The sequence below is a fragment of the Pseudomonas sp. TE3728 genome, from assembly GCF_056279145.1.
In genome coordinates, this window is sequence record NZ_JBWBQT010000001.1 from 1623344 (window position 1) to 1639030 (window position 15687).

Consider the following 15687-nt stretch of genomic DNA (forward strand, 5'->3'; position numbering starts at 1 on the left):
GTTCTCCTCGGGTTATGGGGTGATCTGCTGGGTAGTCGATTCAACGTGGCTAAAATCGACAGTGCCTGCATCCAGACCGACCGACGGCTCGGCTGGCTGTTCGAGGGTGAGGGCCAGGTTGCCCTCGATCTGCCTGGCCATGTACAGCGTTCCGGCCATGACGCCGGTGGCGGGGTTATTCACCAGCTTCACCCATGCCTTGTCGAACGAGTTACCCAGGCTGCTGCGGATCAGCGCTTCGCTGTCGGGCCGGTCGTTGGCCTGAATGATCGCGCGCACTCCCGCCACCCCCACGGAAATCAATGCCCCGGCCGCCTTCCCTGCCACTGCCGCCACTGCACTGGCCGCCCCTCGCGGGGCCATTTCGGCTTGTATTCGCTTGCTGGCACGCTTGGCCACCGGCGCCATGCCGGCGTCCGTCGAGGCGATGCCCTTCTCGCCGCCCGCCGTGTGGATCGTGTCGATCAGTGCCAGATAAGCCGGCAATTTGCTCAGTTCGGCATGCACCACCTGATACAGCGAAGCGTCACGGGCAGGCGGCGGGCCCAGTGAAATAGCCGGAATTTTCTGGATGCGACCGTTGAGCTGCGCCATTGGCACGCCATGACGTTTGGAAATAACTTCGAGCTGCTGCCCCATCAGTTGCACATAAAACTCTGTCGCCTGGCCGAGGATCGCGTCGGGATCGATCTCCACCGCCACCGGTTCCAGCACGCGCCGGTGATATTGCTCCAGCAGATAGGCCGCCAGGCGCTTGGTCGCCGCATCCTGCTCGTCTCCGGCATTGATGGCGTACCAGCTGACTTTCATCGACAGCCATTCCTGGGTCCAGTAGCTGCTGAACCACGGAATGAAGACTTCTTCGGTTTGCTGATAAACCCGCGTGCGCCAGTGCTCCATGGACCCGCGGGCATAGACCCTGGCCTGTTCGGTGGCCTGTTGTGAAGCGGCGACAATCTCCCGGTCCACCTGCTGCCAGGTGCTCTGGGACACGACCACCGGCACCACGATTACCGGGGCAGGCGTAGGCGTGGCGCATCCCGCCAAGATCACCAACACAGCGACGATCAGCGAACGCAGGTTCAAGATCGCGGGGTCCTACAGACTGCGCCGAACGGAGTGTCCAACGCTAAACAGCGTGCTGATTTGAGTATAGGTCGGGGGCGGGGGCCGTCCGTCAGATGAATGGATGGCGCCCTCAAAGACGCCTTCGTGAGCAGGCTCGCTCCCACAGGGGAATGCATTTCAAATGTAGGAGCTGGCGCAGCCTGCGATCTTTTCGGGGCCATCGGAGAGCAAGATCAAAAGATCGCAGCCTTCGGCAGCTCCTACAGATCGCCACCATCATTCACATCAATATTCACCATCGCCGCGAATGCCTTCCGCAAAAAAACCATCAGGTGCAGGATCAATCTCATCCCTATTTCAACCCCGCACCGGAGGGGCAAACCATGTTGATCCATCTCCTGACCTGCCTGGCCCTGACGACCGTTACCCTGACCCTGTTTTCCCGCTTGGTGCTGGATATCGGTCAAACCGAGGAGCCGAAATCATGATTCATTCCGTCAGCCTCGCCGTGAGCTTCCCGGTGTTCGGCAGCAACTATTATTCGCAGCAGGTCGTGTCTCGCAAAGCAGTCGCGCTGGTGTTCGACGAGCACTTCGAGGCCTTGCTGATGCCCGCAGCGGCCAACCACTTCAGTAACGAAGTGGTCGGGCTCAACGATCAGTTCCGCTTTTTGAATGATGTGCTGGTTGAGCATCTGCTGGAGACTGAAATGGCTCAGCATCCGTCGGCACAAGCGTTCACCTTCTGACACGCTCGCGCCCATCTTGCTAACTGGTACTCAAGATCCGCACCGGGCCCTGGCGATTGAGAACCTCGATCATGACGTTTTCCCCCGAGCGCCGGAGCATCAAGTCCACACATTCAGCACCCACTGCCAAACGCCGCAAGGCGATGGTGTCCAGAAACGCCGGGAGCACCGGTTCGTCGAACAGGATGTTGAGCTTCCTCGGCCTGAAGCTCAGCCCCAGGCACGACTGAATCATCGACAACGGCGCAGCAGCGGCCCAGGCCTGGGGCATGCAGGCGACTGGATAGAACGTCGGCCCTTGGGTGCGTTGCCGGGCAAAGCCGCAAAACAGTTCGGGCAGGCGCCGCAGATCGATGTAGGTCGACGCGGCGAACAGACCTTCGAAAATCCGCGCCGCGTCCCGACGGTAACCGTAGCGGGCGAAGCCGGCCGCGATCAGCGCATTGTCGTGGGGCCAGACGGAGCCGTTGTGATAACTCATCGGGTTATAGCGAGCCTGGGAAGACGCGACGGTGCGCACGCCCCAGCCGGAAAAGGATGAGCGGTCCATCAGGGCGCTGACGACCGATGCCGCGCGTTCCGGGTACGCGATGCCGGCGAACAGGGCATGGCCGGCATTGGAGGTACGGATTCGACAGGGTTTCTTGTTGCCGTCCAAAGCTAATACATAGGTGCCCAGCTCTTCGTCGAAGAAGCGGTTATCGAATTCTTCGCGCAAGCGTTGAGCCTTGTATTTAAGGCGTTGAGCCCGGTCTGGATTACCCAGCCGACGAGCGATTTTAGCGGCACCAGTCCAGGCGCCATACACGTAGGCCTGAACTTCGACAATCGCAATCGGGCCCACGGCCAGTTGCCCATCGGCATGGAAAACCGAATCGAAGCTGTCTTTCCAGCCCTGGTTAATCAGCCCCTCGGCGGACTGCCGGCCATACTCGACAAAGCCATCGCCATCCCGATCGCCGTATTCCTCGATCCAGCTCAGCGCCGCTTCGATATTCGGCCAGAGCTGACGCAGTGTGCCCAGGTCATTGGTGCGCTCCAGATACGCGGCGGCCAGTATGACGAACAGCGGCGTGGAGTCGATGCTGCCGTAGTAACGTCGGAACGGCACCTCGCCCAACTCGGCCATTTCCCCCAGCCTTATCTCGTGCAGGATTTTACCGGGCTCGGAATCGGCATGGGGGTCAACGATGGTTGCCTGGTTGGCGGCCAGATGCCCGAGCACGCCTTTGGCAATACCGGGATCAAACCACAGCATCTCCCATGCCGTGATCAGCGCATCTCGTCCGAAAACGGTGCTGAACCAAGGAATGCCGGCATAGGGATAGAGCCCCTCGCGGGTTTTGGTCATGAGCATGTAGAGGTCGGAAACGCTGCGGCTGACCGCCTCGTTGAACACATCGTGGGAGGTCACCACAGAGGCTGCCCGCGAAGAGAATGTGCGTAACTCGCGCCGGGAATCGCGCAATGAAATAAAGAACCCGTGGCGCACCGTAAATGGTGGATTTTGCACGCCGCAATTGATGTCCATGAACAGTGACTGACTTTCCCCCGGGGCCAGCCGAACCTCGAACAACGCCGAATCGCAGGTCAGGCTGGCCGGCACCGGGGCAAAACGCAGGCGGGTCATGCGCCGTTTGTGGTCCAGGCCGGTATAGGAAAGCACCACCTCTTCATCGGTAATCTCTGCCCGGTGCCCCTCCCCGCGTTGCGGACGCCGGGCGCCGCGAACTTCGAACAGGTCTTTGAAGTCGGCTGCGAACTGAATTCTCAATTGCAGATGCTGGGGCGAATCGTCGAAATTGCGCAGGGTCAGCCGTTCATAACAGGAGCCATTCCACAAGAATCGTGAGCGGCGAAGATGGATCAAATCGTGGTGCAGGATTTTTTCACCATGGGCGTCGAACAGATCCGGGTTGGTCAGGTCGCACGTGAGCATCGCGTTATCGTCACGCAGCGTCGAACTGAGCAACAGCGGCCGCGCGCCGTTAAGCGTCAGGTAGAGCCCGGAAAGGTGGCGGGTATCGGTATGGAAAATCCCTTGCGGGCTGTCGTCCGCAAACAGCACATCGCCATTGGGATCGAACACCGCGAAGGTGTCGTTGTTTTTCAGGTTGCGCAAACGCAGCTCTTGCAACGACGCAGTGGCGGGAATATCGAAGGGCGTGGAGGGATGGCCATAGGTGTTGCCCGCCGTCAGATGGCGGTACAACTCCAGATAGTGATTGGTCATGCGCTCGACCGTGAACCGCTCCTCGAACCTGGCCCTCACCTTGCGCCGATCCAGCTCTCCCAACCGCTGCACCGCCGCTACCGCTCCTGCGACACCATCGACGATGTAACCGGATACCCCCTCATCGATCACTTCCGGCACCGAGCCCTGACCAAACGCAATCACCGGTGTGCCGCACGCCATGGCTTCGATCATGACCAGGCCGAACGGCTCAGGCCAGTCGATGGGGAAGATCAAGGCGCGAGCATTGCCCAGCAAATCTGCCTTTTGCGATTCATCGATCTCGCCGAGAAATTCGACATTCGGATGGGTGGCGATCATCGGTGCGATGATTTCTTCCCAATACACCTGATCGGCCTTGTCGACCTTGGCGGCGATTTTCAATGGCAGCCCGGCCTTCGAGGCAATCTCGATGGCCCGGTCCGGGCGCTTTTCGGGAGAGATACGTCCCAGAAACACCAGATAGTCGCCGCTCGGTTCAGGGTTGAAGGTCAGCAGATCACCCGGAATGCCGTGATAGACGTTGCCCACCCAATTGACGTCGCCCTTCACCGGACTGCGTTGCGCCTTGGACACCGAGACCAGCGGCACCTCGGGAAAGTGAGGGTAAAAGGATTGGTAATCCGCAATGTCCAGACGCCCGTGAAGCGTGGTCACGCTGCGCCCGGCCAGGTGTCGAATCAACGGAAAATGGAAGATATCGACATGAAAATGCATCACGTCGAATTGATCCGCCTGCCGCAGGACTTGATCGAGCATCAGAATGTGATGAGGCGCCCCGTCCTTGATGCGTGGATCGAACCGCAGAGCTTGGTGCGCGCCCGCTTCCAGGCGTGCCGAGGTTAGCGAATCGCCGCTGGCGAAGAGCGTGACATCGTGGCCCTGGCGCACCAGTTCTTCGGTCAGGTAAGACACGATCCGCTCAGTGCCACCGTACAAACGGGGCGGACAACGTTCGGTGAGCGGCGCGATCTGAGCGATCCTCATGGAGAGGCCCTCCGTCATTCGGTCGAAGAATTAAGGCCTCCAGCACTAAATCCCTGTGGGAGCGGGCTTGCTTGCGAATGCGGTGAGTCAGGCGACATCAATGTTGACTGTAACGCCGTCTTCGCGAGCAAGCTCGCTCCCACAGGTTGTGCGGTTTGACTGACTGGCATTGCCTCCAGTGCTTTTAGTTCTCACACAGTCAGATCTGGTGGCCCTGTCCTCGATTGACGGTACGCCTGCTGCATCAGTTCCATCCGGTAATACGACCTAATCCTGTAGCAGCTGCCGAGCCCGCGAGGCAGCTGCTACAGAGTACGTTCAGCCCCGGAGTACGGCGATGAAGGGGCCTGGCGCGGTCCGTAGTTTTACATTGGCGGCTTATCGACATCATTCAATTGGAACACTCTATAAATATTATGAATTCTCTTCGAAAGCATTTAATTGAGCGTTTCGATGAAACAACCGTCGCCGGAACCAGACAACCAATAACGTAAAGAACGCACCTGCCACGGCCAGCGCCATGTCGGCTTGAGAGTCCCATGGGTCATTTTGTGCAGCGACAAACGCCTTCGCCGTGTCTTTTCCAAGGTACTGCCCACCTATCCATTCCACGATTTCATAGACTGCCGAGGTCGACAGCACGATGTTCAACGCGATAAACCCAACCCAGAAACCGCGCAGCGGCGTGATTCGCACCAGCACTTCCCGAATCGGATACACCAGCAAGAGTCCATACGTCAGATGCACCAGCCGATCGTAATGATTGCGTTCCAACCCAAGGGTTTTGTTCAGGCTGACCCCAGTCAAGGCTGAGCACCAGCGGTCGTAGGGCACCAGCGCATAGGTGTAATGCGACCCGAGCTCATGAATACAGAGAAAAACGAACACCAGACTGATGGAAACGGCAGACAGACGGAACCGTCGGGAGACGACCACCAGGACCATCACCAGCAGCAGGGCCAGCAGGTTTTCCAGGACCCAATCCACTCGGCTATGGGGTGAAATACCCAGTGCTGCGACGATGAGAAGAAATGCAATCAACAGCGCCAGGTCGTATCGCGGGTGCTCCTTGGGCGTCATGACCGGCAGAGGTCTGCTGTGACTACTCAGGTCTTTTGCGCCTATCGACTTGCTCATTGGGCGCCTTCTTCTCGAGTCTTTTAAATTCGAGACGCGGCCGCTTCGCAAGTTCGTTTTTTCTGGGCGGGTATTGCGGCCCGATACCCGCCCCCAACGCTTATCAAGGCCGGCGCACCGCCCTCACCTTCCCGCTGCTGCCGCCGCCACAGAAAAACCGGTCGTGACCATCGAACTCAAGTCCCGAGACCCCGACGCCAGCCGGCATCTGGACGCTCTCCAACACCTCGCCCGTGGCCGGGTCGACTCGCCGCAGCTCACTCTCGTCACCCTCCCAGGTGCCGTGCCACAGGTCGCCCTCGACCCAGGTTACCCCGGTGACGAAGCGGTTGGATTCGAGGGTGCGCAGCACTGCCCCGGTCTGGGGGTCGACCTGATGAATCTTGCGCTCGCGATATTCACCCACCCAAAGCGTCCCTTCGGCCCAGGCGAGCCCCGAGTCGCCACCGCCGCCGGGCGCGGGGATGGTGGAGAGCACACGCCCGGTCTGTGGGTCAATTTTCTGGATACGATCCTCGGCGATCTGAAACAGATGCTGACCGTCGAAGGCTGTACCGGCATGGGCGGCGACATCGATCGAGCGCAGCGTTTTGCCGCTCGCAGGATCCAGGGCGTTGAGTTTGTCGCCGGAGGCAAACCAGACCTGCTGGCCGTCATGGGTGACGCCATGGACGCTGTCGACGCCTGGAAAAGGGCCGTATTCGCGGATGATTTCGGCTGTTGAATGTTTCATGTCTTGTTCCTCATTCACTGGGTTGGTGAAGGGATGCTAATCATTGGGCAGCAACCCTGTGAGTAACAATACCGTCGCGAATCCTGGAACCTGCGGGGTCATCCAGCGACGGGCCCGGCCATGACCGAACGACTGCACCTTGCCGGCCACCGCCAGCGTGTCGAGGGCTCGTTGCACGGTGCGCTGACTGGCGCCAAGCGCCAACGCCAGGGCCGAACTCGACCATGATTCGCCGTCAGCGAGGAAGGCGAGCAGCGTCGCATGTTGCTCTTCGACAGGCCGCGCCAGCACCACGACGTCACGCGCATCCTGCGGCACCAACGCAAACCCTCGCGGGGTCGCGACGACATCGGCGATCAGGTGCAGCGCTGCGCGCAGCCGCCCGAGCTCGACGCGCAACCGCGCGCGATGGGAGTCATCCGCGACTTTCATACGAAAGGCGCGCGCAATCAGCGTCTCCCTCGGCACGTCGGCGGGCCACGCTTCGCCCAACGCCCGGGCGAGCGCGAAGAGCACCGGCCGCCGGGCGAGTGAAACTGACGAGCCTGCGTCGCGCACGACATACCGGCAGGCGTCCACGACCAGTGCGGGGGACGCCAATAACGCTTCAATTTCATCGAGCAGCAGCGGCCGTTCCTGACCACCGACAATCAGCCGCGCCGCCGGCGTGTCGAGGATGCGGGCGGCACTTTCGACCTCGGCCGTCAACGCGGGGATAGCGGCGTGTTGTGCGGCACGCTCGGCCCGTTCAAGTGCCGCGCGCGCCGCTTTTGTTTGCAGGCGACGCATCGCAACGCCTGCCACGACCAGTTCGTAGGCTGCCCTCGATGCGGGGGGTAACGGTGTTGGATCGAGTTCTGTGAGCCGGTGTTCGGCCTCGTCGAGGTGCCCAATCAACAGCAAGCGGCGGATCTCGAGGTACCGCGCATGGGCGGCGTTGATCCAGTCGCCGTGCGCCTGAAGCGTCGCCCGCGCGGCGTCGAGTGCCTTGGTTGGCCAGTTCAGATCCCGCGAGGCGAGCGCGATTTCGGCCTCGGCGACGACACATCGCGCGTGGGGCAACGCCTCTTTCGGCCCGAAAGCACGTGCGGCGCTGCGCACCAGCGCCTTCGCGCGCACAAGGTCGCCCAGCTGCGCCATCGCGATGCCACGAAGCGCGAGGGCTGGCGCATCGTCGCGCAAGGCGATGCGGTTCAGCGCGCCGAGGGGATCACCCGCCGCGAGCGCACGCGCTGCCGCCGTGATCAGCGAATCCATCTGAAGCGCGCCACCTGTCACCCCCACCGTCCGATGCCCGCTGATCAGTCTATCTCACGACCGCATAGCCGCACGCCGATCTGCCACGGGAGCTGCTTACTTGATCGCCAGGCTGCGATCGACCGTAGGAGCTGTCGAGCCCGCGAGGCTGCGATCGGCTGCGAAGCAGTCGTAAAACCAGAACTCGCGGTGTATCAGGCAGACCGCGTCAGCCGGATTCACGGCTGCTGCGCAGCCGCTCGCAGCCTCGCGGGCTCGACAGCTCCTACAGGGCCAATCATCGCCTCGTAAATGACGATCAAGCCCTTCGCGTGGAGCAATACTCCACAATGAGCTGAGAGAGCGCCGCCACAATCGCCTGATCCGCTTCAGCAGAGGCAAACAACCGAAACTGCGCATCCGGCAAATCCGGCAATCCTTGTTCCGCCCCCAGAGCCGCCAGTCCCTGCCCCAATTGACTGACCGTCATGGGCGCCACCGCGAAACCAGCCAGCGCCGCCGCCCGCAGCCCGGCGGTGCTTGTGCATGACATCGCCGTGCGTTGGGCGATCCCCGCCTGAGCCAGCCGCCTCAGCGCGATCTCACGATAAGGACAAGGCTCAGGAAACAGCGCCAGCGGCAACGGTGTCGGTAACTGGGTGACGGGCTGCGCCGACCAGGCCCACACCAGCGGTTCTTGCCACAGTAGCAACCCCGCTTCGCTGGTTTCGCACAGAGAACCGATGACCAGCTCAAGATCACCTTGCTTCATCAGGTTCAGCAACGTGCCAGGAATGCCCACCTGCACGTCGATTTCCATGCCCGGGTACTGCGCCGCGAAATCCTGAAAAGCCCGCAGCAATCGCGGTTCGACAAAATCCTCCGACGCCCCGATCCGCACCCGCCCGTGAAACGGTGTGCGCGTCAGTTGCGCCCAGGCATCACGGTTCAGCGCGAGGATCGTCCGCGCATAAGCGATCAGGCGCTCGCCATCGGGCGTCAATTGCTGGGAACGGGTTGTACGCGTCAACAGCGGTTTTCCGACTTGCTCTTCAAGTCGCCGCAAGTGACCGCTGACCGCAGACTGGGTCAGGTGCAACTTTTCGGCTGCGCGACTGAAACCCTCTTCATCGACGACGGTGACGAATGTTTTTAACAACAGCACATCGAACATAGTTCTATTCGTGATTAATTGTTTATTTATTCACGATTTATATTCCAAATAAAACTATGTTGCAATGATCCAACTTCCCCGCCCGAGACACGCCATGACCACCCTTCTGCATATCGAATGTTCCCCGCGCAAACAACGATCGGCCTCCCTTGAAGTCGCCCGCGGCTTCATTGCGCGCTATCAAGAAAACACCCCGGACACCGAAATCATCACCCTCGATCTTTGGAACATGGTGTTGCCGGAGTTTGATGAGCTGGCAATGGACGCCAAATACGCCGGGCTCAATGGCACGCCCTTGACCCCGGCGCAGCAAGACGCCTGGAACACCTTGAAAGACCTGGCCGGGTTCCTGCACCGCGCAGACGTCCTGGTGATGTCCGTACCGCTGTGGAATTTCAGCATCCCGTACAAACTCAAACACTTCATCGACCTGGTGTCGCAGAAAGACATTTTATTCAGCTTCGACCCGGAGCGCGGTCTGGAAGGCATGCTGCACAACAAAACCGCCGTGGTGATGTACGCCCGCGGCCTGGATTTTTCGGCGCAGTCGATCACGCCAGCGGAGCGCTTCGACTTTCAGAAGCCCTACGTGGAAGCCTGGCTGCAATTTATCGGCGTGAGCGATGTGCACTCGGTGATTGTCGAGAAAACCATCCTGGGGGAAGACGTTGACCTGAGTGCGCGCAAGGCCGCGACTCAGCAGGCCATGAAGCTGGCAGATAGTCTCGTGCTATAAACTGACCGCGGTACGTTAAGTCGTAATGAGAAGGCTGCGTTCGCCCGTAGCAGCTGCCCCATACACAACCGCCCTTAACCACCTCAAGCAAGAGATCCCACATGGCAAATCGCGACATCACCTTTCTCCCCGACCCGGACCCGGAATCCATCTCCTCCGATGTCGCCGGTTTCGGCGGCCTGTTGGTCTCCACTCAAATCCCCACCCGTGCCGACGGCAGTCTGGAGCTGGGTGGCATCGCCGAGCAGAGTGAATGCACTCTGCAAGCGCTCAAGGTAGCGTTGGAGCTAGCCGGCAGTTCGATGGACCGGGTGCTGCATCTGACCATCTACCTCACTGACATGGCCGACCGAGCCGCCTTCAACGAAGTCTACAAGCGCTTCTTCGCCAAGCCCTGGCCGGTCCGCGCTGCCGTTGGCGTGGCGTCCCTGGCGGTCGAAGGTATGCGCGTGGAAGTTACCGCGATGGCGGCCAAGGGCTGAGTCTGCGGACTGATCCGGTGGCACTGCTCCATCGAGCAGGCCGCCACCGGGCCATTCCCGACGGCAGATTTGCGCCGTCGGGAGATCTTCGCCGGGACTCAAAAGCGGCTATTTAACGAGCCGTTTTTCCTTGGAAGGTCTGTAGCCGAAATACGAGCTATAGCACTTGCTGAAATGACTGGGCGACACAAAGCCACAGGCAACCAATACGTCTACCTGGGACAGTTCTGTGTGCTGAAGCAATCGACGCGCTTCGGTGATGCGTAGCTCCATGTAATATCGCTGCGGCGTGGTCCCGAGCTGCTCCTTGAACAAGCGTTCGAGTTGTCGCCGGGAACGGCCGGCATAAACCGCCAGTTGCTCCAGCTCCAGAGGCTCTTCGAGGTTGGCGTCCATCAGCTTGACCACCTCTCGCAATGGCGCGCTCACACAGATATTTTCAGCCGGTTTGATGCGCCGGTAGCGAGACTCCTCGAAAGCAAGAATGTCCTCGATCCCCTCGACCAGGGCTTTATCGTGCAGTTCCTTGATCCAGTCCAACGCCATATGAAATGCCCCAGAGGGACTGGACGCGGTGAGCCGGTCTCGATCAATCACATAGGGCTCACTGGTGACATGCGTCGCCTTGGAGATTTCCGCCAGTGCGGGACGATGTTCGGGGTGAATGGCGCAACGGTATCCATCGAGCAAGCCTGCGCTGCCCAAGAACCATGCACCGTTCCACAACCCGGCCAGAATGACACCCTGATCTGCCGCCGCTCGCAACAGGCTGATGAACTCATCAGTCGCCTTCAGTTCTGTCCTGTAGCCACCGCAAATGACCAGCAGGTCCAGGTCGTGAATGGCTGAAGAGTTGATACGTGCATCCGGCCGGATGACCAGGCCCAGGTCGCTGACGACCTCCCCCTCATTCAAGCCGAACGTTCGGGAAGAGAACAATCCGGGGCGTAGAAGATTCGCGGTGACAATCGTGTCCAGTGCTTGCGTGAACGCGGGCAGCGAGAAATGCTCGAGCAGCAAAAAGCCTGCCCGAGTCATTCGAGCAGGCTCGCCAGTGTTTTCATTCAGATAGCGGAGGTTTTTCCCCTTCATGCCTCCGCTGAATTGACGTCGTTCGATCAATGTTCGACCCACTCGGTTACGTTAACCAACCTGTCATTAGGTGCGCTAATAAAGCTAATGCTACCTGCAGAAGCTCAAAAAGCCCTAGCGCAATTATGCGACCGATCAGGCCAGTTGAAAGCCGTGACGAAGCGGGTCTTTATCATCGACGAAAATGGTGTTGTGGCCGGGGACGACACGCGAGAGAGCGTTTGCGACATGCCATTGAGGCAAGGGAGAGGCGTTATTGAAAACAGTAAGCATTGAACCGCGTCATAAAGGCTGAAAAACCCGAACTCCCTCCACACCGATGAATCCAATTTATAGGCCAATGGAGGTGAGCGAAATGAACAATGATGACCGTGTTAATGACGACGAATCAGAAACGACCTCGAACATCCCGCCTGCCGATACCTCTGGCAAACCCGACGATGTGGTTGAAACAGAGCTTGAGGACAGCGACAACGACAACGAAGGTATAAATCAAACCCATGCCCGGGAGCTAGAGGCTGAAGAGCTCAGGCGAAAAATAGCGGAGATAGAACGCAAGGTGGCGGACGGTAACTAGCAGGGTGCCGCTGGAACGAGAGAAATCATGATGCAGACGTTGGTGGGGGGGTGATCTCCCAAACGGTATTATGCGTTCCGGAAATTGACCGCTTTGCGTTTTGGATTCAACCCGCCGATGCAACAGATTGCAATTGGGCCAAAACCGGTCAATATCGCTCCCTTTCGTCTACCCTCACAAAGCGCCAGGCATGCCTGGCGCCTCGACATTCTTTTGTTAATACACCGGAGATTTTTCATGCTCAAGCGTACCCTGGCATTGGCCGTCAGCTTGATCCTGCCTTTTTGCACCCTGTTGGCGCAGGCCGCCGATACGCTGAAAGTCAGCGCGATTCCCGATGAAGCCCCGACCGAACTGCTGCGCAAGTTCAAGCCGCTTGGCGCCTATCTGGAACAACAGTTGGGCATGAAGGTCGAGTTCGTGCCGGTGAGCGACTATCCGGCCGTGGTCGAGGCGCTGGCCACCGATCGAATCGACCTGGCCTGGCTGGGCGGCTTCACGTTCGTGCAGGCACGCCTGAAAACCGGCAATGCCATTCCGCTGGTACAGCGCGAACAGGACGCCCAATTCACCAGCAAATTCATCACCGCCGACCCTGCCGTCAAGTCCCTCGCCGATCTCAAGGGCAAGACCTTTGCATTTGGCTCGGTGTCCTCCACGTCGGGCAGTCTTATGCCGCGCTACTTTATGCTCAAGGACGGCATCAAGCCTGAAACTTACTACAGCCGAGTCGGCTACTCCGGCGCTCATGACGCCACTGCCGCCTGGGTCCAGGCCGGTAAGGTCGACGCCGGGGTACTGAACGCCAGCGTGTGGGAAAAACTGGTCGCCGCCGGCAAGGTCGATACCACCAAGGTCAAAGTGTTTGCGACTACTCCGGCCTACTTCGACTACAACTGGACGGTGCGCGGGACCCTCGATCCAGCGCTGGCGGCCAAGATTAAGGCTGCCTTCCTGGCCCTCGATCCGGCGAAGCCTGCGGACAAGGAGATTCTGGATCTGCAGGCCGCCAGCCGATTCATCGAAACCAAGCCCGAGAACTACAAGGGCATCGAGGAAGCCGCACGCGCCGCCGACCTGCTCAAATGACATTGCGTCTAACCCAGGTCAGCCTTACCCACGCCAATGGTGTCCAGGCGCTGCGTGGCGTGGACCTGCACATCGGTGCAAACGAACAGGTCGCCATCATCGGCCCGTCCGGCGCGGGCAAGTCGAGCCTGCTCAACCTGCTGGCCACTGCCCTGCGACCGGGCAATGGCGAGCTGCAGGTGCTCGGCGAGCGAGCCTGGCAGCTTTCCGCCCGCCAGCGTCAGCGTCTGCGCGCGCGTATCGGCCTGATCCATCAGTCGCCTCCCCTGCCACCGCGCCAGCGTGTGATCACCGCGGTTCTGGCCGGTAAGCTGGGTCAGTGGAGTCTGGGCAAGAGCCTGCTGAACCTGCTGCACCCACTGGATATTCCGGGCGCACGCGCGGCATTGGCCCGGCTGGACCTGAGTGACAAGTTGTTCGCGCAATGCCAGCAACTGTCCGGTGGACAGCTGCAACGTGTGGGCATTGCCCGCGTGTTGTACCAGGCGCCCGAGGTGTTGCTGGCCGATGAGCCGGTTTCGGCCATGGACCCCGTGTTGGCCCATCACACGCTTTCGGTGCTCTGCAGCCATGCCCGGCAGCACAACGTCACCCTGGTCGCCAGCCTGCATGCGGTGGAGCTGGCCCTGGCGCACTTTTCGCGCATCATCGGCTTGCGTGATGGACAGATCCTGTTCGACCTTCAGGCCAGCGAAGTCGACCGCGAGTTGCTCGACAAGCTGTACGCCAACGAACAACTGTTATCCCCACCGATTGCTCCGGCGCCCTTGAGTGTGCAGATTCCACGATGCTGACCCGTGATACCCGAGATCCGGCCACCCGGCCCCGCCTGCTGTTCATCTTGCTGGCCCTCGTCTTGCTGTGGCCAGGGATCCACTTCAGCGAATTGGACCTCAGCGTACTGGTGGCGAGTGACAGTCAGAGCGAGATGGGCCGGTTTGTGTCCGCCTTCTGGCCACCGGCCCATGGCGAAGCGTTCATTGAGCTGTTGTTGCAAGCCACCCTGCAGACCCTGGCCATCGCCACGGCCGGCATGGCCCTGGCGTTGCTGTTGGCAGTCCCCGCCAGCCTGTTGGCCAGCCGCGCTCTGTCGCTGTCTGCGGCCTCCCGTGCCGGCCACCCGAGCTATTGGGGCCAACTGCTGCGTTGGCCGGTACGCGGTTTGCTGATCTTCCTGCGCAGCGTGCCGGAAATCGTCTGGGCCCTGCTGTTCGTGCGCGCCGTCGGCCTCGGCCCGACGGCCGGGGTGCTGGCCATTGCCATTACCTACAGCGGCATGTTGGGCAAGGTCTATGCGGAAATTTTCGAGTCGGTCGACCAGCGCCCGGCCCACGCGCTACTGCAATCGGGCAGCGGTCGGCTCACAGCCTTCTGCTACGGGATCCTGCCCAATGTCGCTGCGGAGCTGCTGTCGTACACGGTTTACCGCTGGGAATGCGCCATCCGCGCCTCGGTGGTGATGGGCTTTGTCGGTGCCGGCGGTCTGGGCCAGCAAATAGATCTGTCGTTGCGCATGTTCGCCGGCGGTGAAGTGGCCAGTTTGTTACTGACGTTCCTCGTGCTGGTGCTGCTCGCCGATCAACTCAGCCGCCTGTTGCGCTGGAGGCTGGCATGAATCGCCTGATCAATCTGGCACTGCTGCTCTGCATCGGCGCAGCGGTGATCGCCTCGTTCATCTACCTGGGCATCGACCTCGGCGAGCTGGGCGGCACCGGCAACCTGAAGCAGATGGGCGCTTATGCGCAGCGTTTTCTCAGCCCGGACCTGAGCTCCGGCCATCTGCAAGCCATCGGCCACGGCGCTCTGGAAACCATTGCCATGTCTGCCCTGGGCACCCTGCTCGCGGCGGTATTCGGTCTGCTATTGGCATTGCCTGCGGCCGGGCGCTTCGGCTGGCCATTGCAGAGCGCATCGCGCCTGGTGCTCAACGCCTTGCGCGCGGTTCCGGAACTGGTGTGGGCCGCGCTGATGGTCCTTGCCGCTGGTCTCGGCCCTAATGCCGGCACCCTGGCGCTAGCCCTGCACACCACCGGCGTGCTCGGCCGGCTGTTCGCCGAAGCGCTGGAAAACACCCCTCCGGAACCGGCCGAAGCCATCCGCTTGCAGGGCGGCAACGCCATATGGGCTTTCTGTTACGGCACACTGCCCAACCTGTTGCCCCAGCTACTGGCCTACGTCCTGTACCGCTGGGAAAACAATATCCGCATGGCCAGCGTGCTCGGCTTCGTCGGCGCCGGTGGTTTGGGGCAAATGCTCTATGTCAGCCTCAGCCTGTTCCAGGAAGCTCAAGCCAGCACGGTTATTCTGGCCATGCTGTTGCTGGTATTCGCGGTCGATACATTGAGCAGCTGGAGCCGTCAACGCTGGGTCAAGGCTTGACTCTTTTCGCACAGCG

Annotated in this window: 15 protein-coding genes; 8 read left to right on the forward strand and 7 right to left on the reverse strand. The window is 60.5% G+C overall.

Annotated features, from left to right (window positions below; all coding sequences use genetic code 11):
* Nucleotides 1–12: 12 nt before the first annotated feature.
* Nucleotides 13–1086 (reverse strand): hypothetical protein, encoded by a 1074-nt coding sequence (locus tag ACZ89R_RS06715; RefSeq protein ID WP_429546283.1) that lies wholly within the window; start codon nt 1084–1086, stop codon nt 13–15.
* A 466-nt stretch (nt 1087–1552) separates the two neighbouring features.
* Here ACZ89R_RS06715 and ACZ89R_RS06720 point away from each other — a divergent pair, with 466 nt between their 5' ends.
* Complete coding sequence (locus ACZ89R_RS06720; RefSeq protein ID WP_192343514.1) at nt 1553–1816, forward strand: hypothetical protein; 264 nt, start codon at nt 1553–1555, stop codon at nt 1814–1816.
* A gap of 19 nt (nt 1817–1835) precedes the next feature.
* Here ACZ89R_RS06720 and ACZ89R_RS06725 read toward each other — a convergent pair whose 3' ends face one another.
* The 5 genes from ACZ89R_RS06725 to ACZ89R_RS06745 all read right to left on the reverse strand — a co-directional run bounded on the left by ACZ89R_RS06725 (nt 1836) and on the right by ACZ89R_RS06745 (nt 9316).
* Nucleotides 1836–5036, reverse strand: coding sequence for a glycogen debranching N-terminal domain-containing protein (locus tag ACZ89R_RS06725; RefSeq protein WP_476241467.1), 3201 nt, complete (start codon nt 5034–5036; stop codon nt 1836–1838).
* 414 nt (nt 5037–5450) lie between these two features.
* The gene (locus ACZ89R_RS06730; protein WP_429546280.1) at nt 5451–6173 is read right to left on the reverse strand and encodes a DUF2238 domain-containing protein; all 723 of its coding nucleotides are present in this window, start codon (nt 6171–6173) and stop codon (nt 5451–5453) included.
* A 103-nt stretch (nt 6174–6276) separates the two neighbouring features.
* Nucleotides 6277–6906, reverse strand: a complete 630-nt coding sequence (locus tag ACZ89R_RS06735) for a Vgb family protein (RefSeq protein ID WP_429379619.1) — start codon at nt 6904–6906, stop codon at nt 6277–6279.
* A 36-nt stretch (nt 6907–6942) separates the two neighbouring features.
* Nucleotides 6943–8163, reverse strand: coding sequence for a helix-turn-helix domain-containing protein (locus tag ACZ89R_RS06740; RefSeq protein ID WP_429546279.1), 1221 nt, complete (start codon nt 8161–8163; stop codon nt 6943–6945).
* 298 nt (nt 8164–8461) lie between these two features.
* On the reverse strand, nt 8462–9316 hold the full coding sequence (locus ACZ89R_RS06745) for a LysR substrate-binding domain-containing protein (RefSeq protein ID WP_429546278.1): 855 nt from the start codon (nt 9314–9316) through the stop codon (nt 8462–8464).
* A 94-nt stretch (nt 9317–9410) separates the two neighbouring features.
* Here ACZ89R_RS06745 and ACZ89R_RS06750 point away from each other — a divergent pair, with 94 nt between their 5' ends.
* Both ACZ89R_RS06750 and ACZ89R_RS06755 read left to right on the forward strand, forming a co-directional pair.
* The gene (locus tag ACZ89R_RS06750) at nt 9411–10052 is read left to right on the forward strand and encodes an FMN-dependent NADH-azoreductase (RefSeq protein ID WP_427623446.1); all 642 of its coding nucleotides are present in this window, start codon (nt 9411–9413) and stop codon (nt 10050–10052) included.
* Between the two features lie 101 nt (nt 10053–10153).
* Complete coding sequence (locus ACZ89R_RS06755; RefSeq protein WP_401176152.1) at nt 10154–10534, forward strand: RidA family protein; 381 nt, start codon at nt 10154–10156, stop codon at nt 10532–10534.
* A gap of 108 nt (nt 10535–10642) precedes the next feature.
* On the opposite strand, the gene ACZ89R_RS06760 is transcribed toward ACZ89R_RS06755, so the two are convergent.
* The gene (locus tag ACZ89R_RS06760; RefSeq protein WP_429546277.1) at nt 10643–11656 is read right to left on the reverse strand and encodes a GlxA family transcriptional regulator; all 1014 of its coding nucleotides are present in this window, start codon (nt 11654–11656) and stop codon (nt 10643–10645) included.
* Nucleotides 11657–11981: 325 nt separating this feature from the next.
* Here ACZ89R_RS06760 and ACZ89R_RS06765 point away from each other — a divergent pair, with 325 nt between their 5' ends.
* The 5 genes from ACZ89R_RS06765 (at nt 11982) to phnE (ending at nt 15671) form a co-directional block, all read left to right on the forward strand.
* Nucleotides 11982–12203 carry a hypothetical protein gene (locus ACZ89R_RS06765; protein WP_429546276.1) on the forward strand — a complete coding sequence of 74 codons (222 nt, stop codon included), beginning with the start codon at nt 11982–11984 and terminating at the stop codon, nt 12201–12203.
* Between the two features lie 237 nt (nt 12204–12440).
* Complete coding sequence (locus tag ACZ89R_RS06770; RefSeq protein ID WP_429546275.1) at nt 12441–13292, forward strand: putative selenate ABC transporter substrate-binding protein; 852 nt, start codon at nt 12441–12443, stop codon at nt 13290–13292.
* The gene (locus tag ACZ89R_RS06775; RefSeq protein ID WP_429546274.1) at nt 13289–14086 is read left to right on the forward strand and encodes a phosphonate ABC transporter ATP-binding protein; all 798 of its coding nucleotides are present in this window, start codon (nt 13289–13291) and stop codon (nt 14084–14086) included. Before ACZ89R_RS06770 ends, ACZ89R_RS06775 begins: the two co-directional genes overlap by 4 nt.
* Nucleotides 14080–14907 carry a PhnE/PtxC family ABC transporter permease gene (locus ACZ89R_RS06780; protein ID WP_429546273.1) on the forward strand — a complete coding sequence of 276 codons (828 nt, stop codon included), beginning with the start codon at nt 14080–14082 and terminating at the stop codon, nt 14905–14907. Before ACZ89R_RS06775 ends, ACZ89R_RS06780 begins: the two co-directional genes overlap by 7 nt.
* Nucleotides 14904–15671: a phosphonate ABC transporter, permease protein PhnE gene (phnE, locus tag ACZ89R_RS06785; protein WP_063343295.1), complete on the forward strand. Its 768-nt coding sequence runs from the start codon at nt 14904–14906 to the stop codon at nt 15669–15671. The genes ACZ89R_RS06780 and phnE overlap by 4 nt, the downstream gene beginning before the upstream one ends.
* The last annotated feature ends 16 nt before the right edge of the window (nt 15672–15687 follow it).